25 protein-coding genes and 1 pseudogene are annotated in these 23633 nt (G+C 59.8%); 16 read left to right on the top strand and 10 right to left on the bottom strand.

Annotated features, from left to right (window positions below; all coding sequences use genetic code 11):
- The first annotated feature begins 48 nt into the window (after positions 1-48).
- The gene (locus tag ACXYMS_RS16085; RefSeq protein WP_458907837.1) at positions 49-354 is read left to right on the top strand and encodes a hypothetical protein; all 306 of its coding nucleotides are present in this window, start codon (positions 49-51) and stop codon (positions 352-354) included.
- 202 nt (positions 355-556) lie between these two features.
- Here the strand turns inward: ACXYMS_RS16085 and ACXYMS_RS16080 are convergent, their stop codons facing one another.
- Both ACXYMS_RS16080 and ACXYMS_RS16075 read right to left on the bottom strand, forming a co-directional pair.
- Positions 557-1177 carry an FMN-binding negative transcriptional regulator gene (locus ACXYMS_RS16080; RefSeq protein ID WP_458907836.1) on the bottom strand — a complete coding sequence of 207 codons (621 nt, stop codon included), beginning with the start codon at positions 1175-1177 and terminating at the stop codon, positions 557-559.
- Between the two features lie 18 nt (positions 1178-1195).
- Positions 1196-2059, bottom strand: a complete 864-nt coding sequence (locus tag ACXYMS_RS16075) for a DMT family transporter (RefSeq protein ID WP_458907835.1) — start codon at positions 2057-2059, stop codon at positions 1196-1198.
- 82 nt (positions 2060-2141) lie between these two features.
- Here ACXYMS_RS16075 and ACXYMS_RS16070 point away from each other — a divergent pair, with 82 nt between their 5' ends.
- Positions 2142-3545: an aminotransferase-like domain-containing protein gene (locus tag ACXYMS_RS16070; protein ID WP_458907834.1), complete on the top strand. Its 1404-nt coding sequence runs from the start codon at positions 2142-2144 to the stop codon at positions 3543-3545.
- A 1169-nt stretch (positions 3546-4714) separates the two neighbouring features.
- On the opposite strand, the gene ACXYMS_RS16065 is transcribed toward ACXYMS_RS16070, so the two are convergent.
- A complete protein-coding gene (locus ACXYMS_RS16065) occupies positions 4715-4891 on the bottom strand; it encodes a hypothetical protein (protein WP_458907833.1) in 177 nt (58 codons plus the stop codon).
- Between the two features lie 57 nt (positions 4892-4948).
- On the opposite strand from ACXYMS_RS16065, the gene ACXYMS_RS16060 reads away from it, so the two are divergent.
- From ACXYMS_RS16060 to ACXYMS_RS16050, 3 genes are all read left to right on the top strand, one after another.
- Positions 4949-5266 (top strand): hypothetical protein, encoded by a 318-nt coding sequence (locus tag ACXYMS_RS16060; protein WP_458907832.1) that lies wholly within the window; start codon positions 4949-4951, stop codon positions 5264-5266.
- Positions 5266-5571, top strand: a complete 306-nt coding sequence (locus tag ACXYMS_RS16055; protein ID WP_458907831.1) for a hypothetical protein — start codon at positions 5266-5268, stop codon at positions 5569-5571. Before ACXYMS_RS16060 ends, ACXYMS_RS16055 begins: the two co-directional genes overlap by 1 nt.
- A 1059-nt stretch (positions 5572-6630) precedes the next feature.
- Positions 6631-7068: a hypothetical protein gene (locus ACXYMS_RS16050; protein WP_458907830.1), complete on the top strand. Its 438-nt coding sequence runs from the start codon at positions 6631-6633 to the stop codon at positions 7066-7068.
- A 758-nt stretch (positions 7069-7826) separates the two neighbouring features.
- On the opposite strand, the gene ACXYMS_RS16045 is transcribed toward ACXYMS_RS16050, so the two are convergent.
- The 3 genes from ACXYMS_RS16045 to ACXYMS_RS16035 form a co-directional block, all read right to left on the bottom strand.
- Complete coding sequence (locus ACXYMS_RS16045) at positions 7827-8459, bottom strand: tyrosine-type recombinase/integrase (RefSeq protein WP_458908016.1); 633 nt, start codon at positions 8457-8459, stop codon at positions 7827-7829.
- A gap of 361 nt (positions 8460-8820) precedes the next feature.
- Positions 8821-9021: a hypothetical protein gene (locus ACXYMS_RS16040; RefSeq protein WP_116589143.1), complete on the bottom strand. Its 201-nt coding sequence runs from the start codon at positions 9019-9021 to the stop codon at positions 8821-8823.
- Positions 9022-9063: 42 nt separating this feature from the next.
- Positions 9064-9330, bottom strand: a complete 267-nt coding sequence (locus ACXYMS_RS16035) for a hypothetical protein (RefSeq protein ID WP_458907829.1) — start codon at positions 9328-9330, stop codon at positions 9064-9066.
- Positions 9331-9369: 39 nt separating this feature from the next.
- Here ACXYMS_RS16035 and ACXYMS_RS16030 point away from each other — a divergent pair, with 39 nt between their 5' ends.
- Entirely contained in the window at positions 9370-9804 is a 435-nt protein-coding gene (locus ACXYMS_RS16030) for a CBS domain-containing protein (protein ID WP_116589142.1), read from the top strand.
- A 194-nt stretch (positions 9805-9998) separates the two neighbouring features.
- Here ACXYMS_RS16030 and ACXYMS_RS16025 read toward each other — a convergent pair whose 3' ends face one another.
- Together ACXYMS_RS16025 and ACXYMS_RS16020 are read right to left on the bottom strand one after the other, a co-directional pair.
- Positions 9999-10124, bottom strand: a complete 126-nt coding sequence (locus ACXYMS_RS16025) for a c-type cytochrome (protein WP_458907828.1) — start codon at positions 10122-10124, stop codon at positions 9999-10001.
- A 282-nt stretch (positions 10125-10406) separates the two neighbouring features.
- Complete coding sequence (locus tag ACXYMS_RS16020) at positions 10407-11252, bottom strand: WD40/YVTN/BNR-like repeat-containing protein (protein ID WP_458907827.1); 846 nt, start codon at positions 11250-11252, stop codon at positions 10407-10409.
- Positions 11253-11523: 271 nt separating this feature from the next.
- On the opposite strand from ACXYMS_RS16020, the gene ACXYMS_RS16015 reads away from it, so the two are divergent.
- Genes ACXYMS_RS16015 through ACXYMS_RS16005 form a run of 3 tightly spaced genes read left to right on the top strand, consistent with a single transcriptional unit; the run spans position 11524 to position 15926 of the window.
- Complete coding sequence (locus tag ACXYMS_RS16015) at positions 11524-14076, top strand: vitamin K epoxide reductase family protein (RefSeq protein ID WP_458907826.1); 2553 nt, start codon at positions 11524-11526, stop codon at positions 14074-14076.
- A 45-nt stretch (positions 14077-14121) separates the two neighbouring features.
- Positions 14122-15075, top strand: a complete 954-nt coding sequence (locus tag ACXYMS_RS16010; RefSeq protein ID WP_458907825.1) for a cation diffusion facilitator family transporter — start codon at positions 14122-14124, stop codon at positions 15073-15075.
- Between the two features lie 59 nt (positions 15076-15134).
- Positions 15135-15926 carry a hypothetical protein gene (locus ACXYMS_RS16005; RefSeq protein WP_458907824.1) on the top strand — a complete coding sequence of 264 codons (792 nt, stop codon included), beginning with the start codon at positions 15135-15137 and terminating at the stop codon, positions 15924-15926.
- Positions 15927-15930: 4 nt separating this feature from the next.
- On the opposite strand, the gene ACXYMS_RS16000 is transcribed toward ACXYMS_RS16005, so the two are convergent.
- Complete coding sequence (locus ACXYMS_RS16000; RefSeq protein WP_458907823.1) at positions 15931-16371, bottom strand: hypothetical protein; 441 nt, start codon at positions 16369-16371, stop codon at positions 15931-15933.
- A gap of 70 nt (positions 16372-16441) precedes the next feature.
- The gene (locus ACXYMS_RS15995) at positions 16442-16873 is read right to left on the bottom strand and encodes a MerR family transcriptional regulator (RefSeq protein WP_104894113.1); all 432 of its coding nucleotides are present in this window, start codon (positions 16871-16873) and stop codon (positions 16442-16444) included.
- Between the two features lie 66 nt (positions 16874-16939).
- Between ACXYMS_RS15995 and ACXYMS_RS15990 the strand changes: the two genes are divergently transcribed.
- The 7 genes and pseudogenes from ACXYMS_RS15990 to ACXYMS_RS15960 all read left to right on the top strand — a co-directional run.
- Positions 16940-19105, top strand: coding sequence for a heavy metal translocating P-type ATPase (locus ACXYMS_RS15990; protein ID WP_458907822.1), 2166 nt, complete (start codon positions 16940-16942; stop codon positions 19103-19105).
- Between the two features lie 33 nt (positions 19106-19138).
- The gene (locus ACXYMS_RS15985; RefSeq protein WP_157955922.1) at positions 19139-19312 is read left to right on the top strand and encodes a hypothetical protein; all 174 of its coding nucleotides are present in this window, start codon (positions 19139-19141) and stop codon (positions 19310-19312) included.
- Positions 19309-19722 carry a copper chaperone PCu(A)C gene (locus tag ACXYMS_RS15980; protein ID WP_458907821.1) on the top strand — a complete coding sequence of 138 codons (414 nt, stop codon included), beginning with the start codon at positions 19309-19311 and terminating at the stop codon, positions 19720-19722. The genes ACXYMS_RS15985 and ACXYMS_RS15980 overlap by 4 nt, the downstream gene beginning before the upstream one ends.
- 58 nt (positions 19723-19780) lie before the next feature.
- Positions 19781-20374 carry an SCO family protein gene (locus ACXYMS_RS15975; protein WP_458907820.1) on the top strand — a complete coding sequence of 198 codons (594 nt, stop codon included), beginning with the start codon at positions 19781-19783 and terminating at the stop codon, positions 20372-20374.
- The gene (locus ACXYMS_RS15970) at positions 20371-21435 is read left to right on the top strand and encodes a flavin-containing monooxygenase (protein ID WP_458907819.1); all 1065 of its coding nucleotides are present in this window, start codon (positions 20371-20373) and stop codon (positions 21433-21435) included. Before ACXYMS_RS15975 ends, ACXYMS_RS15970 begins: the two co-directional genes overlap by 4 nt.
- A 478-nt stretch (positions 21436-21913) precedes the next feature.
- On the top strand, positions 21914-23212 hold the full coding sequence (locus ACXYMS_RS15965; protein WP_458907818.1) for a L,D-transpeptidase family protein: 1299 nt from the start codon (positions 21914-21916) through the stop codon (positions 23210-23212).
- Positions 23181-23327: pseudogene (locus ACXYMS_RS15960) on the top strand (phytanoyl-CoA dioxygenase family protein); the annotation flags it as partial. The gene ACXYMS_RS15965 and the pseudogene ACXYMS_RS15960, both read left to right, overlap by 32 nt.
- Between the last annotated feature and the right edge of the window lie 306 nt (positions 23328-23633).

The raw sequence follows: 23633 nt of genomic DNA, 5'->3' as shown, positions 1-23633 counted from the left end.
TAGCGCGACAGCTGATGCTGCACTAAATGTCGCTTAGAGGAGAGTCCCATGATACTCGAGCGCATCAAGAACAGCGGCGAAATTGCGATAGGGATTGCTATCGCGACCTTCGTGGCAGCGGGAGTCATGCATGGTTTCGATCACGCTTTCCGCATGGAAGTCATCCTCGCCATTCTGGCGCTTAGCGTAGTATTTGTTGGGATTCATCTATTAACGCCTCGCCGCCTGATGGAAGGCCGAGAGAAAGCCGCCCGGCTGGGACAAGCTTACAAGCTGAACCCTGCGGAAGCCGTGTTTATGGCAGCGGGGCTCTTCGTCTTTGGCCTTGCGATATATGCTCTTGGCATGATCTGATCTGCGAGACTTACGAACTTGGAACTGAAATCAGGTAGCATCCAAAGGTGCTGCATGACTCCGACTACAGGCTGGAGCGGACCGGCAGAAGACGCCCGAGTTCAGACTGGCAGCAGACGACCCCATCTCGGCCATTTGACGTCGAGTTCAATAGTCCCAAAAGCGGCCATTGCGGGGGACGGGCCAGCGCCGGAGGTGGACGTCAGGGGACCAGTTTTGCTGCGACGCGATCAACCGCATCTGGGCTTGCAGCGAGCCCGTCCGCAACCCCGCGGCGATCGGCCTCACTGCGGTTCTGGCTCATCTTCACCTTGCCTTCGATGCGGCTGATTGTTAGCCGCAGGCCGACAATTCCCTTGAGCTGCGACTTGATAAACGGCTCTGGCGCGTCAGTGACCGCCCATGGCTGGGCGCGGGGTGTCTCATGAAGCCTGGTCAACCGCGACACCGCATCATGCAGCCGCGCTTCGTCCGTGAAAAATTCCACCGCACCATAGGCATGCACCGTGACATAATTCCAGGTCGGGACGACTTTCCCATGCTCGCGCTTTGACTCGTACCAGCTGGGAGTCACATAAGCGTCGGGGCCATTGAAGATCACCATGGCTTCACCGGTGACCGGCGTCGACCACTGCAAGTTGGCCTTGGCGAGGTGACCATAGAGAACGCCACGCGCCCCCTCGGTCTCATCGAGGATGAGCGGCAGGGGCGTCGCCATGATCCCATCCTGCGTCGCGGTCACTAGCGTCGACAGCCGCGCCGCGCGCATCAGGCGTAATAGTTCAACGGGATCGTTCTCCCGAAATGCCGGTGGCGTATACATCTGGTTCTCCTCGCCCAACTACTTGCCAAAATTTCGAGCGCCCGCGACGCAGGCAATCACCGCAACCGTAACCAGCAGCATGGCCGGTGTCACCGGTTCGCGCAGCAGGCCCCAGGCCAAAGCCAGGCCGAAAAAGGGCTGCAGCAACTGCAATTGCCCCACCGCTGCGATGCCACCCTGCGACAGGCCGCGATACCAGAATACAAAGCCGATCAGCATGCTGAACACCGACACATAGGCCAGGCTCAGCCAGGCCGGCGCTGCAATGCCCGACAGGGTCGGTGGCCAATAGACAATGGTCAGCAGGGCCATCACCGGAAGCGATAGCACCAGCGCCCAGGAGATCACCTGCCAGCCGCCCAGCGTGCGGGACAGTTTGGCGCCCTCGGCATAACCAAGCCCGCAGACCACAATGGCGGCCAGCATCAGCGCATCGCCGATCGGCGAAGCGGTCAGCCCCTGCGCGATGGCATAGCCAGCGACCAACAGACTGCCCAGAATGGAAAAAGCCCAGAAGGCCAATTTTGGCCGCTCCCCTCCGCGCACGACACCGAAGATGGCCGTAGACAGGGGCAAGAGGCCGATGAAGACGATTGAATGAGCAGATGTGAGGTGTTGCAGCGCCATGGCGGTCAGCAGGGGGAAACCGAGCACCACGCCCAGCGCCACGATGGCGAGGGACAGCAGATCTTGCCGGACTGGCCGACGCTCCTGGAAAATCATCAGCAGACCGAGACCCAATACCCCAGCGATCACGGCTCGGGCGACCGTCAGGAAGACGGGGTCGAAAGCCTGAACTGCCACACGCGTGGCCGGCAACGAGCCGCTGAAGATGATGACGCCGACGAATCCATTGATCCAGCCGCTTGTCGATCGGTCCATGTCGCACTCCGTTCGACCCAGCTTATGCGCCACGGTTCTTGCCTGACCCAGCTACAGTCCGGTACGATTACCCCGAACTGTTATGGTCTCTGGAGCAATACGGATGGACCTGTCTCGCATTGCCATGGTCATGACAACAATCCGGCAGCGCATTGCCGGCCGCAGCCTCACATCTGGAGCCAAACTCCCCTCTGTTCGCAGCCTTGCTAAGACGCTGGCGGTCTCGGTCTCGACGGTCGTTGAGGCCTACGCCCGTCTGGCTGCCGAAGGAGTTATTCTATCCCGGCCCGGCTCCGGCTTTTACGTCGCCGCGCACATGGCGCCTATCGCTCTGTCCGAGGTCGGACCAAAGCTCGACCGGGTCATCGATCCATTTTGGGTGTCGCGGCAGTCGCTCGAAGCCGACGACAACGCCCTCAAGCCTGGTTGCGGCTGGCTGCCTCCGTCCTGGCTTCCCGAAGATGCCATTCGCCGGGCGCTGCGCACTCTGTCGCGAGCGGACAGCTTCTCCCTGTCGGAATATGGCACGCCGCTCGGCCTGCTGGGGCTGCGCCAGCTTATCTCCCGGCGTCTGGCGGAACGGGGCGTCGAAGCCTCGCCCGACCAGATCATGCTGACCGAAAGCGGTACCCAGGCTATCGATCTGCTCTGCCGCTTCCTGCTCGAACCGGGCGATACGGTGGTGATAGACGATCCCTGCTATTTCAATTTTCAGGCACTGCTGCGCGCCCATCGCGCCCATCTAGTGAGCGTGCCCTATACGCCTAACGGACCCGACACCGAGGCGCTGGCAACAGTCCTGGCCGAGCACAAGCCTCGCCTCTACATCACCAATTCCGGCATTCACAATCCAACCGGCGCGACCCTGTCTCCGGTGGTGGCGCATCGCGTGCTCAAGCTGGCCGAGCAGCATGGCCTGACCGTCATCGAGGACGACATTTTTGCCGATTTCGAAGACAGTCCGGCGCCTCGCCTGGCAGCCTTCGACGGCCTCGATCGCGTTGTTCAGATTGGCAGCTTTTCCAAGACGCTGTCAGCCGCCTCGCGCTGCGGCTTCGTCGCGGCCAGGCCTGAATGGATCGAAGGCCTGACCGACCTTAAGATCGCCACCACCTTTGGCGGCGGGCGGCTTAATGCCGAGTTGGCGCTGAACGTGCTCAGCGACAGCGGCTACCGCAAGCATCTCGAAGGCCTGCGCGGCAAGCTCGCCAAAGCCAGGCACGATGTCGGTCGCAAATTACGCGCGCTGGGCATCGAACCCTGGATCGAAACGCAGGCCGGCATGTTCCTGTGGTGCAGACTACCGGAAGGCCTAGATGCCGCCGACGTTTCTCGCGCGGCCTTGGCTCAGAATGTCGTCCTGGCACCCGGAAACGCCTTCAGCCTCGCCCAGAGTGCCACAAGCCATCTTCGGTTTAACGTGTCGCAGTCAGACGATGACCGCATTTTCAACGTGCTAAAAGCAGCGAGCCGAGCCGTGAGCTAGGCGGGCCAGACAGTCCCGCACTTCATGCGTTCGACTTTGGATCGAGCTTGAGCAACCCTAGCAGTAGGGCGGGGTACCAAGCGCGCTTCCTCAAAAGGCAAGCCCAGGGTGCACTGACGCGGAGCATAGCCCTTGGTGTCCGACCTCGATGATCAGCAAGCGCTCATCGAAACCCCAGCCAACCTTTACCTCTGTCCTGGGCGAAAGCTCTGCACGCAAGTCATCGTCAATCTGTGGGCAGACGGAAGCGCTTAGATCGACAGGCGGTTGATGCATTCGCGTTTCCATCACCACGCCCATTACGATGTTATCAAACCGATCGTGTAGTCGCCCCTCCAAGGTGAAACGTTGTGCGATCCACAGCATTGATAGCGTCAAGGTAACGGTGACGGTGAGAGGAACCAACACCAAAGGCGGACGACGTTGCAGCCATCGCATCGCGAATACCTCAGCACAGCATATCGAATGGCATCATTCCACGAACCTAAGTGGAATAAAACGCTAGTAGCTGGCAGCTTCCGAGACGTGCCCCCCGGAACCTGTCAGTCAGCTAACCGCCCCGTTGTTGACGGTCGGCAACCGACCCCATTGCGGCCATTTCTGATCGGATTGAAAACCACTATAAGCAGCCAACGACTGTTGGGCAGGGGGCTGGGGAAATGAAATTTGCAACGGTCGTAGTCGGAGTCGCGCTCTTCGGGTGCTTATTGGTAGTCGCTGACGAACTCGGGGCAGCTTACTTTCAACACACGAGTGACGACGAGCTTGCTACACTGATTGTCCGGGTCGTGGAGAACAACTCAGCCTTTGCAGGTGGCTCTTTTCTAAACCCGGTGACTGGGCTCATTTGTCCATACGTCACGCGGCTTGGCCTTGATCAGTTGGTGGAAAAGCCGGGGACCTTTCGGATACGCACCGTCGATGATCATGCGCCGCCACACGGCCCGGGACGAGGATATTACATAGTACCTCGAGTTAGCATCTCGCAGGGCCTTTGGAAGTGGCTCTCAAGGCCCGGGCTACAGATTGAGCTAAAGGAGGATGGCAGATGCTTCTCCAGTGTTCGCCGCGGCGATGCCATCTAGTGAAGGCTATACATGGCTGTCCGCTTTACTAGACGTTCACCCAAAAGCCGCCAGTCCCCTTCCCACCCCATTGCTGCCTCTCATTCACCGATGCACCAGCACGGCCAATCCTGCAAATGTCAACGCCAGCACTGCGCCCGCGACCGCCTTAATTGGATCGAAACTTGCGTTCGCGACGGGTAAGAGCACAAGCGCTGAGACTGACGCGACTGCCAGCCCCGCCAGCACTTGCACGATGATCCTCTTCGTCCGATTGGTCATGTCCTGCCTCCTTGGTTTGAGCCACGATGATAACCGGCGTGACGTGGCGGGGATTAAATGGCTAGTCTCAGGTCCAGCATGGGAGGCGGCGCCATGAAGTCCTATATCGACAAGCTCAGCGCGAACTTGATCGACCAGTACAAACTTTACATCCAGACGTTCACGGTCGATCTCTGGAGCGACCATGGTCTGGTTGAGTTCCATGTCGGCTACGCGCTCCGATCGGACCACAAGATGCGGAACTTCGTCATCAAGGTCGAAGCTGCGGAAGCCATCAATGACGTTGAGCGCCGGACAATCCCCGCTGCTCTCTTCGTGGAAATCGAGGATGCAATCGACGCAGCCATTGCCGGGGAAATGGTGGAAGCGAACTGATGGTGCGGGTTCCCAACACGATTTCCTTCGGGGCCCTCGGCCTGGAGCCAGACGAGAGCTCAGCACCCGAGCCGCCCTTGCACGCCATGCCCGATCGTGAGGTCGATGCTTTCATCAGGCAGTGCGCTGCCGCGCTTCGGTCGCATGCCAGGGATTTCCACCGCGGCCACGACAAGGACAACGCGCTGGCGGCGTTTGAGTCCGCAATGGCCTTGCTGCTCGAGGTCCATGATGTCTATCCAGGCAAGCGGGCACATATCGATCCGGTCCTGGTCGAGCATGGCTACCCGGTTCCGGAGAACTAAGATTTCGGCCAAACATCCGCGCGGCCACCAAGGATTGCAACGAGCATATCGATTGTTTGGTGTGACGGTCCTGCTAGCATGGCAACTGAGGGCGGTACCAAGTCAGCTCGAAGCTCCGGCTGCCACAACACGGCGCCGATAGCTTCGCCTTGAGCCTGCCAATCTCGAAATCATAGCCAAGAGCCGCCACAAGTGTGGGCAGATCAAGCTCCGTCTCTACGCCGCGCGGCTTGGTCGCCTTCAAACCCTGGTGGTGCCGCTCGCACCGAATGTAGCCCCGCCATTTCTCATGCATCGCCTTTCCCACTGTGGGCGGCATTGAAGGCGGCTGCACATCCCGCCGTATCTGGCATTTGTCCTGATTGTAGTTGGTGCTGTTGACCAAGGGCGGGTTCAAGGCACGGGGGCACTGCCTGATCTTTGCCAGCAACACCATCGCTTCACACAACCAACATCGCCAACAAGCTCAGCCAGTCGATCAGCGCGATATTGCCCCTCTCGGCCACAGGGATCGCACTTAAAGCGAAGGGGCGTTGAGCCCATCTGCTTGAGGGAATCGGCAGGCATGTCGAGAGTTCAGAAACAATGTTCTTATTATGTTCATGCGTGGGGCTGCGTTCGAGTCAAGGCGCCAAACACGTTCACATGTCAAAGTTGAAGGGTGTCATGCCCAAAGGCTGGTAACTTTCGCCGTCGTGGAGGATTCGGTTTGCCAGAGTTTCGCATTATTGACTTGCGTAGGGGTGTTATTGAGCCTGAGGCTTCCATCGAGGCCAACTCTCCAGAGGAAGCGGCCGAGAAAGCCTTGGGCATAAAGACCTTCCGCTCAGGCGTCCCACAGCACCTGGTTTGCCGCGTCTACTGGGTGACGAACGGCACAACGAATATGGTCCGCCTCTACCGCCAAACCAGCCATCCGCAGAATTGATCGGGGCAGTCGACAACTAGTCCGCTAAGTGAATGGCACGACCACCAATGAAACCTATGCGCGGAACTTGGGGCCGATGAAGCCGCAAGAGCTGACCCGTTATTGCGAGAAATCCCAATGCTTAACGAATTGTGAACAAATCTCTTGTCCGTCAGCCTTTTGCGGTGCTTATCTGCCCGCATTTCTTTGGGGGACAATCCATGTTGAATAAATCTGTCATCGCGCTTGGCGCGGTCTCAATGCTCGCTGCGTGTGCCACGCCGCCCAAGGACATCGCGCCTGCATATGTGTCCACCACGCTCTATGAAAACCTGTCTTGCCAGCAACTGCGCAATGAGGCCGAAGGTGTATCGGCTCGGGCAGCGGCCGCCTATGGCAAGCAAGAGTCAAATCGTGGCCAGGACGCGGCCATGACGACTGTGGGTGTGGTGCTGTTCTGGCCGGCACTGTTCTTCATGAAAGGCGACGGCGCCGACGCAGCGGAAGTCGCTCGGTTGAAGGGGGAAATGCAGGCTATCGAACAGGTCAACCGTGTTAAAAACTGCGGTATCGTGTTCGCAGCAAGTTAATTGCACATCAGGCGGGGCGGTCAGACTTGTTCGCCCCACGTCGCACAAGGGTCTGCAAACTGGCAGTCCCCGCCTGTCCTAGGAACAGAATAACGATGATGAAATCATTGGTAGCCACGGTCTGTCTTACTCTTGCTTGCGCCGCTCCAGCACTCGCTCAAAAAAGCCCGCACAATGAGGGCGATTATGTGTGTCGAAACAAGGGGGCCATAACCGGGACCTTTGCAATCACCGGTCCATCAGTCTATGTCGATAGCAGCGGCAAGCAGCGTACTTTCCACTACGACCCCGGGTTGAACGTGCTGAATTTTGACAACGGGAAACAGTACTTTGTCGGAAAGCCGGACCTGCTCATCCTTATAGAGAACGGTCGGTTCACCAAGCACGGTTGCGCGCGGCAGATAAGATGAGGTTGCACATCAAATCCAGAGACCCGATGCGATGTCTGCGAGCATGTCGGGCTCTGATAGGGCGGGCTGGTGGAGAGCAAATCGCAGGAGGGCTGGCAAATCGTTGCCGAGCAATTGAAGCGCCACGCTACGGCGAGTAGGGGCTGCAGAATGCCGACCGACTGCTCTCAGGCGAACCGAATGACGGCCTGAATGGCAGAAATGGGGCGCGTCGAAGATGGTCCGGATGTGCTCCTTGAATTATCCGCTGTCATGCGATTGCTGACCGTCCGCATGCTGCGTTCCCACTATGGATCGCGTCAGGCGGCGCCCTCGTTGCGGCCTCACCAGCGGTGGGGCCGCTGATCATCAGACTTCTGTATGCTCCGCCAGTTCTAGTGCGTCTTCGACGTCGACGCCCAGGTATCGGACCGTGTTCTCGATCTTGGTATGACCAAGAAGAATCTGCACGGCGCGGAGATTGCCGGTTGCCTTGTAGATGAGCGAGGCCTTGGTGCGCCGGAGCGAATGAGTGCCATACTCCTCCTTGCGAAGACCGATGGCGGTCACCCACTCATCCACCAATCGGGCATATTGCCTGGTGCTCAGATGATCGTTTGGATCAGCTCTGCTAGGAAAGGCAAAATCCTCTACCGAGCCTCCTCGCCTTTCGAGCCACGCCAACAAACTCGCCCTGGCGTCTGTTGTGATCTCGAACTGCACCGGTCGACTGGTCTTCTGCTGGATCACCATCGCCCGGGCGCGAATGTCATGACCGGAAACAAGGGTGCCGATCTTGAGCTTGACTAGATCGCAGCCGCGCAGCTTGCTGTCGATTGCCAGGTCAAACAGTGCTCTGTCGCGCATTCGCCCCTCCCGATCCAGGAAGAACCTGATTGCCCAGATCTGCCGGACCTTGAGCGCCCGCTTTGCGCCGACTTGCCGACCGGCGTTCCACGCCGGCCGACCTCTGGCGGCGGGGTCATATTGTGAGATACCCATTTTCCATTCTCCTTTGGCCAACATCGGCCAATCGGAGAACGATTAAGGCGAGCGGTTCATCGGTCGGCGCCGTGCTGCCTCGGAAGAGCTACCCCCTGCCCCAAAACCCTCCTCGGCAGCGCCTTCAACGGGGCCGATAGTTGTCAGTCCGGTGCTGGTCAGCGACTTGAGAAAGCTGACTATCGTCGCGTGCTTGGTGGGCGCCCTGGCACATGGATTCGCAGAAGCGCGGCGAGGACTGCGAACCGTCAGGAACTAACCCAACACGGGCGGATGCGATATGGCGGCGCATGAGGCGATCTGCAGGCTCTCTATCGCAACCAGCTATGTGCATGTGCTGGGAGCGCAAAACACCCCTTCATCATTCGGTTTGGCTACGTGCAGCGTGGTCGATTAGGCGGGCCACCGCCTCGGCGGTTTCCTTGACCGCGACGACGTTATTGCCGCCCGTGACCCGAAGCTGACAGCCGCCAGCCTGGTCCGAGAACGAGATGATATGGTCGACATTGACGTAGACGGTGGGGCGAGCCGATGCCACCGCGCTGGTCAGTTTGATCTGCATGAAGTGCGCTCCACTTTCTCAAGTCTTCTTGTAGAATTTGACTTAGTTGCCCTGACTGTCTCTCTCCCGCAACCAGATTTGCAGGCTCTCTGCCGATCTGGGCCTGGCAAACGCATAATCCTCAAGAAAATCCCAACCCAACCGGCGCAGCAGATCGGCATGCGCCTTGGTCTCGACGCCTTCGGCCACGACCCTGAGCCTAAAGAACTTGCCCATGCCGATAATCGAGTCCTCGATCTCATCGCGGAGTTCCCAACACTCCTCATCGGTCTTCGGAACCAGCCGAAAAATGAGACATTTGGGGTCCAAAGATAGGTCGTCCGGTGTCCAAACCTAAGGAGAACAGCGATGCAAGTTCAAGAAATCATGAGCCGTAACCCAGCCTGCTGCGGCCGCGCCGATACCATTCGGGATGCTGCGCAAATCATGGCAGAGAAATCGGTTGGGTCCGTACCGGTTGTCAATGATATGGGAGAGCCAGTGGGGATCGTCACCGATCGTGATATCTGCTGCGGCGCCGTAGCCCAGGGGAAGGGAGTCGATACCCCAGTCTCTGAGGTCATGTCCACAGACGTCTTGACGACGACGCCGGATGAGGACGTGGCGGCCTGCTGCGACAAGATGGAGGAGCGGCAGGTCAGGAGGGCAATCGTTACAGATGAAAACGGGAAGTGTTGCGGAATAGTCGCCCAAGCGGACGTTGCCCGCGGCGCCAGCGATCAGGAAACTGCGGATCTCGTCCAGGAGATTTCGAAGCCAGAGCGCAAATCGGGCTGCTGCTAGCAGAGCGAAAACCGGAGACAGCGGCATGTTTGATGGAATGATGGGTGGCGGAATGATGTTCGGCATGGGGATCTTTTGGATCCTCATCCTGTTGCTGCTTGTACTGGCCGTCTTTGCCTTGGTGAAGTACTTGCGCAAATAGGTGGGCGAAGTTCTCGCGCCGTCGATCAGTCGTCAGCGGCAACTAGTCGGCTCTACTCGCCTGACGTCCCATTGAGCGTCTCCTGGTAGCCACGCTCGCGCTCCGGCCATGTGCTCTTGATGTAGTCGATGATCGCCATGATCTCGGTGTCCGTGAGCACAGCTGCAAAGGCTGGCATGTCCGTCTCGTATCCGGGCGCCATGGTCTCGAGACCATCGCGTGCGTATTACGGCAAGGAGTTGCTTGTCGGAGTGGTGCCACGTGTGCCCGCTGGCATCATGCGGTGGGGCTGGCAACCGGCCGCTCGGCAACCGGCGCATCCAGTCTGGCTGGCCCTGCAAATTGTCACCGTGACAGCTGGAGCAGTACTCCAGATATAGCTCCTTTCCGACATCGTCTGAGGCGCTGCAGGCGGCAAGCACCAGCGAGAGGCTCACTGCCGGCAGGACCCCGCTGCCGCTCACAGCCCGAGTGGCGACCAGCTCTCGCCCCCGTCCGTACTGGCGAGCACGGCGCTTTTGTGCGTAACGGCGACCATGTTGTCTCTATTGGCCGGGTCGGTGGCGAGATGCAGTATGGCATCTTCACCGATTGGAACCGGAAGTTCCTCCCATGTACCGTTTCCGCTGCGCCTGAGAAGGCCAGTTCCAACATAAAAGGCGTAGAGCGAGCCCTCATTATCTACATGTACGGCAGTAACGGGCACTCCGGCCGGTCCAATGCGCGACCACGAGGCGGCATGGTCGGAGCTCTCCATCAGACCGTCAGCCGTGCCTGCGAACAGTTGCCCCTCCGCCAGGCCGGCGGCGATATCGATGGTCTGATCGGGAGCCGGGCCACCCTCTACCCAGCTCTTGCCTCCGTCCGAGCTCATCTGAACGTCGCCATACAGACCATAAATCAGATTGGGATTCACCGGGCTCACCGACATAGCGTGGAAGTCGACCGGTCCGCCGATGCCGTCGGAGACATGGGCCCAGGTGGTCCCGCCATCAGCAGAACTGATGACGCCGATATTGCCGCCGGACGCCGGATGCCCGCTGGCGAACAACCGGCCGCCCGGAGCGGCGGTGAACCCCATAAAATCGTCAGGCGCGGAAGTAAGCTTGGCTTTGCCGTCCTCGCCCACCAAGTAGACGCCGTTGTGCGTCGCCAGAGCGAGGCGAGACTGAGGTCCGGTGAGGAACGCCGCACCATGGATATGGGACAGTTTGGACACCTCGACTGCTGCAGTGCCAGCATGTGCATTGCTTCCCCAGAAGGGAACTGCTGCCGCAAGGGCCAGGGGGACAATCCATTTTTTCATCTGCAAACCTTTTCCTCGGGGCGACGCAACGCAGTTCGAATAACTCACCATCCGCGCAGGTTTTAGCCCTTCTCGGTAACGAGTGCGTTATGCCGCGCCACCGGCTCATCCTCAGCTCGATATCACCGCTGCAGGAAGGCGATGTTTCCCCGGTCGCCGCGAAAACGGAACGCGGCTTGAGGTTGGACGTTGGCCTTAGACCGTTCTGCAGCTCGATGTTCCCATCAAGTCGCCGGCGGATTGTTGGGATACATGAGCAGTGGGATAAGCCGTGGGAGACAACCAAAAACCAGTCGTCTTGGTAACGGGATCAAGCGGATATCTCGGTTCAGCGGTTACCCGAGTTCTGAGCGACAAATATCTGGTCGTGGGACTTGATCGTCACTTACCACCTCATCCGCCCCACCTGGCAGAATGCGTGTGCTTCGACATCACAGATCAAGCTAGCGTCGATAAAGCCCTCCAGCGCGTTCGTTATGCTTACGGCAATCGGATCGCATCCTGCATTCACCTTGCGGCCTATTTTGACCTGACGGGTGAGGACGACCCCGCGTATGAGGCGGTAACCGTCGAGGGAACGCGAAGACTTCTGAAAGGCCTGCAGGAATTCGAACTCGAACAATTCGTGTTCGCCTCGACGATGCTCGCGCACCGGCCAACCCGGCCCGGCAAACCGATATCGGAAGGTGATCCGTTAGACGCGAAACTGCCCTACCGAGCTTCCAAAGTTCGAACAGAAGCGATGCTGAGCGAGGAGAAAGGCAAGGAGAATCACGTATTGCTTCGTCCTGCCGGCATTTACGACGAGAAGGTGCATTCAACGTTTCTCGCGCACCAGATCGCCCGGATTTACGAGAAGCGGCTTACCGGCAAGGTGTACCCGGGCGATTTGCAACGAGGGCAGGCGTTCCTGCACCAAGACGATTTTCTCGATGCGGTGGAACGTGTCCTTGACCGGCGCGCCAGCCTTCCGGAGACTTTCCCCGTCCTTCTGGGCGAGGCAGATCCCATCGCTTTTGGTGACCTGCAACGCCTGATCGGGCGCGAGCTCCATGGCGAGGATTGGATTACCTGGAACGTGCCGCCAAAGTTGGCCAAGATTGGGGCATGGGCCGAAAACAGGATGTTCGGCGAAGATGCCTTCATCCGCGCATGGATGGTCGACATTTCGAGCGACCACTATGAATTGGACTTGTCCCGGGCGCGCAAGGAACTTGGCTGGAAGCCAAAGCATGCGTTGCGCGCCGACATGCCCCGAATCCTCGCCAATCTCAAAGACGACCCGTACATCTGGTACAGAGAGAATGGCTTGAACGCTGCAAAGGTCACATCCGAGAAGGTTCGTTTGGCAGTGGCCCGTGAGGCCGCGAAAGAGCGACCTAGTGTGGCGGACGAGGAGAATATTCAGCACCAGCACGAAATCCATATGAGGAAGATGCACTTTTCGATGCTGTGGGTGCAGTGGCTGGTCATCGCCCTTGGACTCTGGCTCGCCACGGCGCCATCGGTATTCGGTACGTTCGGACAGACGGAGTTCGGCACCGCCGTCCAGCGTGTCACCGAGGACCGCGGCTTATGGGACGCTGCAACCCGTAGTTGGCTGACTGCGTGGAACGATGTGCTCACTGGATCCGCAATCGTCTTCTTCGGAATCCTGTCTCTTCGCCTTGGCAACGGATGGGCACAGTGGGCCAACGCTGCGCTCGGCGTCTGGCTATTGTTCGCGCCCTTGGTGTTCTGGACTCCCGATGCCGCCGTCTACGCCAACGACACCTTGATAGGAGCGCTGATTATAGCACTGACCATCCTCATTCCCATGATGCCTGGCATGTCCCGGGAAGGCATGATGGACGATGGCGACATCCCGCCTGGATGGACCTACTGTCCATCGACCTATGTACAGCGTCTTCCGATCATTGCGCTCGGGGTCATTGGCTTCATGCTCTCGCGCATCCTGTCCGCCTACCAACTCGGTCACATAGACACGATCTGGGAGCCGTTCTTCTCGTCGCCGGACGCTTTGAACGGAACCGAGTACATCATTACCTCCGACGTATCAAAAGCATGGCCGATCGCGGACGGCGGCCTGGGTGCCATGACCTACATGTTCGAGATTCTGATGGGCGTAATGGGCAGCCGTCTTCGCTGGCGCACGATGCCCTGGATGGTGGCGCTGTTCGGGATCGTGGTCGGACCTCTCGGCGTGGTCAGCATCTACTTTATCATTATCCAGCCAATCATGATCGGCACCTATTGCACTCTTTGTCTTCTGGCAGCGCTCGCGATGCTGATCATGATCCCGCTTTCCCTGGACGAGATCATTGCCATGATCCAATTCATGGTCCTGAACACGCGGCGAGGCCGTCCCTTTTGGCGTGCTTTCTTCCGGGGGGACGCACTTCCCGGCTCATCAAACGGGGGCGAGATGAGTTTCGATTCCACCCCGAAGGTGGTCTTGCGACAAGGTCTTCGAGGCGTCACCGTTCCTTGGACGCTGGGAATCAGCGCGGGAATCGGCGCTATGCTGATGCTTAACCCAGGCCTATTCGACAATATCATGCCAATGGCAGGAAGTGACCATCTGGTGGGTGCGCTGATTCTGACGACCTCCATCATCGCATGGGCCGAAGTCGCCCGCCCGCTTCGCTTCTTGAACGCATTTTTTGGTTTTTGGCTGCTTGTGGCGCCGGTTCTGCTTCAAGGAGGAACGACTGCTGGTAGCTCCGTGAGCATTGTTGCCGGTCTTGCGCTTATTGCACTTGCTCTGCCGCGGGGGCGCAGGAGCACGGAACATTATGGGAATTGGGATCGGTTCATTGTTTAACTCCCGGATATTCGCCCTCAAGGGGCCCTTGGTGGCCGAAATACGGTGCGGAGGAAACCAACTATCAGGAGATGTCCAATAGCGCATTCACATGGTGGCAGCGCTGACCGATCGCCCGACCGTGGACGGCGACTTCTCATTGCGCTGGCCCTCAATCTGGGCATCACGGTTGCCGAGGTCGTGGGCGGCGTGGTGTCCGGATCGCTCGCGCTCATTGCTGATGCCGCGCACAACTTCTCCGACGCAGCTTCGGTGCTGGTTTCCTATATTGCCTGGCGCATCTCTCGCCGCGCCGCCAATGAAAAGCGAACGTTCGGCTATGCCCGAGCCGAGACCGTTGGCGCCCTGATCAATCTCACGACGCTCATCATCATCGGGCTTTATCTGCTTTATGAAGCGGGAGCCCGATTGCTTGAGCCCACAGAAGTCGTTCCGACAGCGGTGATCATCGTTGGCGTCATTGCCTTCGTCGAAGACGTCGCCGCAGCATGGGTGCTGCGAAAGGATCTGGGCAGCCTCAACGTTCGCAGCACCTTCCTTCACATGATCGCCGATGCCCTGGCCACGGTCGCGGTCATCATCAGCGGCGTGTCCATCATGGTTTGGGGGCCAGACGTCTACTGGATCGATCCGGCGGTAACCGCTGCCATCGCCATTTATGTGTTGATCCACGGGTCTCGCGAAATCCGTGAGGCCATCACGGTGCTGATGGATAGTGCGCCCAAGGGTTTCGAGCACGACCGGGTGGTCGCAAAGCTTCGCGGTCTGGAGGGGGTCATTGATGTGCACCACTTGCATGTCTGGCAGATCAGCGAGGGCAAAACCGCCCTTCAGGTTCACCTGGCGTTGGACGATATGGGCTTTGCCGAGGCGACAGAACTCAAGGAGCGGCTCAAACGGGAGTTGCATGACGAGTTCGAGATCGAACACGCTACCATCGAGATGGAGTTGGCTGGCAGGGTCGATCACGATCCCGAGATCGTCGCCCGGGAAGAGTAAAAGCCTGACGCCGGGTCACCCTTACGTAACGGCCATTGTCTATGGTTGCCGAAAGCTTCTTGGACAACCAGCATGCTCGGCAACACTCTACGCGCCCTTTGCCTCGTCACGATGACCTTCTTCCTGGAGCGTGCAGCCAGTTCGTTGGCGACAATCGTCACAATGTTCCGCTCGGCAAGCCTGTGTTGGACAGGCTGGCCGAGATCGGCTCATCGCCGTCCGAGCCCATGGTCATCCGCGTTTACAAGCAGAGCTCTGAACTCGAGGTCTGGAAGCGGACGCATACCGGGGACTATGCGTTGTTCAAGACTTACCCGATCTGCAAATGGTCCGGGGATCTGGGGCCAAAGATTCGGGAGGGCGATCTACAGTCGCCCGAGGGGTTCTACGACGTTACGCCAGCGCTGATGAACCCAAAGTCATCTTACTGGCTGTCCTTCAACGTCGGTTTTCCCAACAAGTTCGACCAGGCGTGGGGGCGTACGGGCACCTATCTCATGATCCATGGGGATTGCCTGTCGGTCGGCTGCTACGCCATGACGGACGAGGGGATCAAGGAAATCTACGCGCTTGCTCGCGAGACCTTCCGCGGTGGCAATTCCTCGTTTCAGCTCCAGCTTCTGCCGTTCCGCATGACTGAGGCGAACTTCTCTCAGCATGCTGACAGTCCGCACGCACCGTTCTGGCGCGACTTGAAAGTGGGTACCGACCTGTTCGATGCGACCCGGCGCCCACCAGCGTGGGACGTTTGCGAGCGTCGCTACGTCTTCAAGCCCAACGGATCATCACCTGGTCCTTTGGATCCAGCCGTCTGTCCAGCAGGGGTCTACTCCACGATGGCAGCGCTTTGAGCGGTTAGTGCTGATAGTCGTGGTGATCGGGCAGTTCGGCATCATCCCGTAGAACCACTGCCTCTACGGTCGCGGTCGTGCCGCCGGTCGTGGCAATTGTCACGGGGATGGTCTGAGCGGGCTGGAACGTCGCAGGCACCGCCACCCGCAATCCCTTTTCGGTCATGTAGAGTTCGGCATGAAAGGGGATCGAGATCGAGTCCCGAGAACCACCGGGCGAAACGATCCTTCCCGCCATGCCGGCGACGCCTATGCCCGTCAGGTCGATGGCCGTGTCACTTGTATTGTTGACGACAAGGAAAAGCTCGGAGCCGCTCTCGGCGGCCCGAAGCCAGGCGCCCTCGAGATAAACGCCTTCGGTGATCGTCACGCGCATTGCCGGGGTTGCCGCGGCAGGCACTGCCCCGATGAATATCGCCGACAGGAGGAGGTGTTCCTTCATCATTCCAATATGCCTTGGGGATAACGTCGCGTCGATGGTGCGGCTGGTCGCAAGCCTGCGGAACGCCTCGACATCAGTTTGCTTGCTGGTGGTGTTTGCACTTGTCGTGATCGGCAAGAATCTCGATGACGCGGCAGGTCTCGACGCGTCCATGACTGCAGCCCTCGACCATCCGCTTCAATTCTGCCTGCAGCGCAGTCAGGCTTGCGATCTTGCGAGCGACTTCGGCGAGGCGCGCCTTGGCAATTGCATCCGCGTCGGCGCAGGATTGATCGGGCCGATCCTGAAGGGCAAGCAATGTCTGGATCTGATCAATGTCGAAGCCCAGCTCACGCGAGTGCCGGATAAAACTCAGGCGCTCGATGTCCTTGTGATCATAGGTGCGGCGGCCGCCTTCGGTTCGCGGTGGTGCGGGCAACAATCCGATCTGTTCGTAGTAGCGGATCGTGGGGATTTTTACGCCGCTCCCCTCTGAAACCTTGCCGATCGCGATGCCGTGACTCATTTTCGCTTGCTCCTATAGCCACTGGAGGATGTACGCCACAATCAAGGATTGCAAGGAGTCGGTAGTATGGACACGGGAACAAATTCGACACGCTTTCGTGTGGAAGGCATGGATTGCGCCGCCTGTGCTTCCAAAGTCGACACGGCAGCACGCCGGATCGCCGGCGTCGAGGACGTGTCTGTTTCCGTGATGAACGGCACCATGACCGTCAGGCATGCTGCGGGTGTCGACCTCCAGGAAATCTGCACCAAAGTCGGAAATCTCGGCTACCCCACCGCACCTATCTCGGGCGCCGCCCCCAAGGCACCAGAAGCCGCAGCAGGCGTGCATATGGACGGGGATCATGACCACGACGACGATGGACCGTGGTGGCGCACGCGTAAGGCCAGGCTGACGCTTGCATGCGGTGGGGCTTTGGTCGCCGCTTATCTTGTCGGGCGCTTTCTGCCCGAAGTCGGCCACTGGGCGTTCCTTGTTGCCCTGCTCGTCGGGCTGGTTCCGATCGCCAGACGGGCGGTCGCCGGCGCCATGGGTGGCTCGCCATTTTCCATCGAGACTCTGATGTCGATCGCCGCTATCGGCGCCGTCATCATTGGCGCTACGGAAGAGGCAGCGACTGTCGTGCTATTGTTCCTCGTGGGTGAATTGCTGGAGGGGGTTGCGGCAAGCCGGGCGCGCGCCAGTATCAAAGGACTGGCCGATCTGGTGCCCAAGACGGCCTTGCTGGTCGACGGCGACGACGTCAGGGAAGTGCCAGCGGCGGGGCTCGAACTCAAACAGGTCGTGCTCGTTCGTCCGGGGGACCGCATCCCGGCAGACGGTGAGATCGTCGAGGGAACCAGCGCAATCGACGAGGCGCCGGTCACCGGTGAGAGCGTGCCCAAAACCAAGGGTCCGGGTGACATCGTTTTCGCGGGTACCATCAACACCGATACCGCCCTGCGCATCAAGGTCACGGCCAAGGCATCCGACAACACCATTTCGCGGGTAATTGCCCTGGTCGAGGAAGCGCAGGAAAGCAAGGCGCCTACGGAACGGTTCATCGACCGCTTCTCCAAATACTACACTCCAGGTGTCCTTCTTGTCGGCGCGCTAGTGGCGATCTTGCCCCCTCTGGTGCTTGGTCAGGCCTGGGGCGAGTGGATATACAAGGGGCTGGCGATCCTTCTGATCGGTTGCCCCTGTGCCCTGGTGATCTCGACGCCAGCTGCGATCGCGGCGGCCCTTTCAGCGGGTGCCCGTCGCGGCTTGTTGCTCAAGGGCGGGGCCGTGCTCGAGCAGTTGCGCACCATCACCTTGGTGGCAATGGACAAGACCGGAACCCTGACCGAGGGCAAACCGAAAGTAACCGACATTGTTGGCGTGGGTCGCAGCGAGAGCCAGGTGCTGTCACTGGCGGCAGCCCTTGAGACTGGTTCAAGCCACCCCTTGGCCCTGGCCATCCTCGCTCGAGCAAAGGCAGACAAAGCGCCGATTCCCCCTGCATTTGATATCACGGTGGTCCCGGGCAAGGGCATCACAGGCAGCGTTGGAGGCGAGACCGCATTCCTTGCCTCGCCCAAGGCCGCTTCTGAACGCGTATCGGTGCCAGACGAACTGCGAACCCGCATCGAAGCCTTCAATGACGAAGGCAAGACCGTTTCAGTGCTTCTCGCCAACGACCAGATTGCGGGCATCTTCGCCATCCGCGACGAGCCGCGTCCCGATGCCAAGGCAGGATTGGCCGCGCTTCGGGAGGCGGGCATCGATACCGTGATGTTGACGGGGGACAACTTACGAACGGCCACGGCCATCGGCGCCACCCTCGGCATGGACGTTCGCGCTGGTCTGTTGCCCGAGGACAAGCAGCGGTTTGTCCGGGAGCTGCAGGGTCAGGGTAAGGTTGTCGCCAAGATCGGCGACGGCATCAATGATGCGCCGGCGCTGGCCGCTGCCGACATCGGAATTGCCATGGGCGGGGGCACGGACGTGGCGCTCGAGACAGCCGACGCTGCCATTCTTCATGGCCGAGTGACCGACATTGCCGACATGATAGGCCTCTCCAAGGCCACGATGGCCAATATCGGGCAGAACATCACGCTCGCACTCGGCTTGAAGGCTGTATTCCTTGTTACCACGATCATCGGCATCACTGGGCTCTGGCCCGCGATCCTCGCGGACACGGGGGCGACGGTGCTGGTCACCGCAAACGCCATGCGGCTCCTGGCCTGGAAGGGACGTCCGAACGCATGAGGCGACGGGACGCATTCAAGATCGAGGCAGTTCATGCAGACTAAAGGTCCATTGCCGCTGCGCGTCTTCCAATGGACGCTGTGGCTTCTCATGCTCGGCCTGATTGTTTACGCCTTCGCGCCGGGCATCATCGATCGACTGGCCGGGAACCACGACGCGCGCATTGCGGCGCCCTCCGCTTCGGTCACCCAGGAGGCTCCCGAATGAAAAAACTTCTCCTCGTTGTCGCAACTCTCGCGGTCATGCCGGCGGCTATTGCGCACGATTTCGATGCCGGCTCGATCTATATCGATCATCCAATGGTCGAGGAGGCGCCCCCAAGCGCCCGTGTCCTTGGCGGCTATGTATCGCTGCACAACCAGGGCGCCGAGGACGACCGCCTGGTCGCGATCGAGAGCACTGCCGCCGAAAAGGTCGAAATGCACAGGTCGGTCGTGACCGATGGCATCGCAAGGATGACGCCTCTTACCGATGGCATCGAACTGCCCGCTGGTGAAATGGTCTGGCTCGGCTCGGACGGCACACATGCCATGTTCATCGGGCCGACAAGCGCTACGTCGCCGGTGACGAAATTCCGGCCACCCTGGTCTTCGAAAAGGCGGGACGGATCGACGTGACGTTCAAGGTGGAGGAGCGCGCGACGACCAGGGCCCCGGGCCATGGGGATCACGCGCAGTGAAATCGCTTCGGGTACTTCGCATCGTTCTCTGGGCGCTCGTCCTGGTCGCGGGAGCCGGTGCGGCATATCTTTTTCTCTCAGCGCGCAATGCGCCTATCGATGCAGGCCCGGCGGTGTACGCGACACCTTTCGCCCTGATTGATCAGGATGGAAATGAGGTCACCGAGGCCGATTTCCTCGGCAAGCCTTCGGCATGGTTCTATGGCTTTACCCATTGCCCTGACGTGTGCCCCACGACCCTTTCAGAGATGTCCGCCTTGCTCGAAGCGCTGGGTCCCGATGCCGATCGGCTGCAGGCAGTCTTCGTCAGCATCGACCCGGAACGTGACGATGTCGCCACGATTAAGGACTATGTCGATTATTTCGATGACCGCATCGTCGGCTTGACCGGCCCCCTTGAGAGCGTCTCGGCCATGGCCAAGGCACGCTACATCTTCTTTGAGAAAGTGCCGCTTGAGGGCGGAGACTACACGATGGAACACAGTGCCAGCGTCCACCTGGCCGATGCCGGAGGCAGCTTCTTCGGAACGCTCGATGGCGAGGAGCCCTTTGACACGCGTCTACAGAAGCTTCGGCGCCTGATCGAATGAGAAAGCTGGACGTCGTCGTTGTCGGGGGTGGTCAGGCGGGCCTCGCCGCAGGGCGCCTCCTGGTGGACGCTGGCACCAGCTTTGCCGTTCTGGATGCGCAGAAAACCACCGGAGACTCCTGGCGGCGCCGGTACGCGGGCCTGACGCTGTTCACCCCGCGCGAATACAGCGCCCCGAGCGGCATGGCGATACCCGGCGATCCGAGGGGCTATCCCGACAAGGACGAATTCGCCGACTACCTTGAGGCCTACGCCCGACAGTTTCGCATACCCGTCCGATCCGGCTGCACCACAACCTCGATAGAGCGGGATGTCTCCGGTGACTTCCGGGTCACGGGCGAGGGTTTTGATCCGATCATCGCCGATGCAGTGGTGATCGCCGCTGGCGGATTTCGGAACCCGATAAAACCTTCATGGGCAGCCACGTGCACCATTCCCCAGTTCGCCGTCGACGAGCTTGGCGACTTCGAACGACTTCCCAGCGGTCCTCTGCTCGTCGTCGGCGATGGTGCGAGCGGCCGAGATGTTGCGGTCCTCAATGTCCCGCGCCGTCCTGTCCTGATCTCGACCGGGCGATCAAGAAAATTGCTGCCAGAACGGATTTTAGGACGAAGCCTTTGGTGGTGGTTGGATGTCACCGGCCTCGTCCGGGCCCCGACCGGTTCCTTCCTGGGCAAGCGCATGCGGGCCGTAGATCCTTTTCCGAACAGGCAGCGCGGCCTGGACGATTTGACCTCCGCCGGGATTGAGATACGGCCTCGCGCCATCGGCGCGGAAGGCCGTATTGTCCGGTTCGCGGATGGATCGACGCTGGAGCCTGCGGCCATCATTTGGGCGATCGGATACAAACCTGATTGGTCCTTTGTCCAGGTGGATGGCGCGTTGGATGAACGCGGTGGGATCCTCCACCATCAGGGCGTTTCGCCGGTGGAGGGGCTCTATTTTGCTGGCTTGCCATGGCAATGCAACCGCGCATCAGGTCTTGTCATGGGCGCGAGCGAGGATGCGGGCCTGGTCGTGGACCATTTACTGAGGCGGGCATTGTCCACTGACACGGTTTAGTCTTCAAACCCTCGTAACCGCATTGTTGCCGAATTCGACGGTAGGCTAACGTGCAAGCTCTTTGCCGCTCCGGTTCACATTGGATATGACACCAACACTTCGTCGCAGCCTCATTCCCGTCCTGATCGGAATTTTGGCCATGGTGCTGTCGGTGCACCCGGCGACGGCACTCGATCATCCTGATGCTGCGAGCCTCGGAGACATCCGACAGGGCATCTCGGAGGACCATGAATTGCAGCATACGCTTCACGGCAGGGGCTGTTGCACTGTTGCATGCGGAATGGTGGCGCCGGTGGCGATGGTTGTTGATGACACCAGCCGAGCCCCAATGTTCACACCGGCAGCGGACGAGGATCTGCCAGTCAGCCTTCGACGATCCAAGCACTTCCGTCCTCCACGTTTCACCTGACCCGCGACCGCAACTCGACCGACCCAGGCCGGTATCCCGGGGTGCGTCGGTGAACGAACGCCAATCAGGATGAGAACGATGAAAAGACGAGATTTCCTCCGGCTATTGCCCATGGGCGCCGCAGCCGCCACCTTCCCGACGATGCAGCCAGCACAGGCGCAGTCCCTTTGGGATATGATGAACCGGAACCGTTCGCTGAGCGATGCCGAGCAGGAGGCCAATAGCGCCGCCGCCATCCAAGCTATCGACACTGTCGAACCGATTCTGAGCTACGACACCGCCAACAACCTGCAGATGGCGATCGCCCAATACGAACCTTTTGTGGCCAGCGGCGGCTGGGAGCAGGTGCCGCAGGCGACATACGGCGTCACCATTGGCGTAGCACGAGATGGTGTCATCCAGCTCAAGCGACGCTTGCTGTCGTCAGCCGACATGGCCATGGTCGAGCGAGTGGACGACGTGATGGATGCTCCGACCGATGCCGCCTTGCGCAGGTTCCAGGCTCGCCATGGTCTTCAAGTCAGCGGGCAAGTGGACGAGGCAACCTGGTATGCCCTCAATGTGCCGGCGGAAACGCGCCTGCATCAGCTTCGGTTGAACCTTCTGCGTGTACAGAATATGGCGTCCGAGCTCGCCGACCGTTACGTGGTGGTCAACATCCCTGCTGCATTCATCGAAGTGGTGGAAGGCGGTATGGTCCAGCGACGGCACACCGCGGTCGTCGGTCGAATTGACCGGCAGACCCCCATCCTCAAGAGCCGCATCCACCAGATCAACTTCAACCCGTACTGGAACGTGCCGGTTTCCATCATCCGCCGAGACCTGATCAAGTACATGAACGAAAATCCGAACTACCTGACGGAGCAGAAGATCCGGATTTTCAACGGCAGTGGCAACGAGCTGCAGCCCAGCCAGATCAATTGGCAAACCGAGGAGGCGGTGAATTACAGCTTCCGTCAGGATCCGGGGCCGCTGAACTCGATGGGCAACGTGAAGATCAACTTCCACAACCCCCACGCAGTCTATCTCCACGACACGCCGACCAAAGGCCTGTTCGGCGATAACGCCCGCTTCTATTCCTCTGGCTGCGTGCGCGTGGACCAGGTGCAGGATTTCGTCGCCTGGGTGCTGCGCGACAACGGCGACTGGGGCGCTACGGAGATCCAAACAGTGTTCACGACCGGAGAGCGCAAGGATGTGGACGTGAGCAATCCACCAGAAATCCACACCACCTACATTTCCGCCTGGGCGAACCGCAATGGCGTGGTCAGCTTCCGTGACGATGTCTATGAGTTCGACATGGCCGGCAAAGTGACCTTCGAGGCAGACCCGGGCGGAGAAGCTTATCCGGCTCTGGCGCGAGCTTGATCGTCCGCAGCGCGATGCCTTTCCGGGTGATCCGCGCGACTGGGAGAAGCACAAGGCGACGGCAGCGAAGCTGACACCGCTTGGTGAAAAGCTGCTTGGTTTGAGCCGCTGGTAAACGTGCGAGCCCCGCTAATGCATAGCGGGGCTCGACAGCTTTTCAGCTATTTCGTCCATAACCTGCCAGTCTACCACCCTGTCGCCGCCGCCTGGGTTGGGTAAGCAGACTGGCAGCTCTCGGGAAGTCTTGGTTGCAGCCTGAACGGCAGGAATGGGGCGCGTTGCTGCCCGTCCGCTACTCGTGACGTTGCCCCCAACTTCTATCCAGCGTGAAGTAGACTCGGGCGGTTGGTTTGGCCGATCTGGCCGGTGTGAGCGACGGGGGCTGGCGCGGAGCTGGTCATTGAGCGGAGCGGCAGATCCC

The sequence above is a fragment of the Devosia sp. CAU 1758 genome (assembly GCF_054482695.1).
Note: the sequence above shows the minus strand (reverse complement) of the source record. Positions and strands in the feature narration are given on the sequence as shown.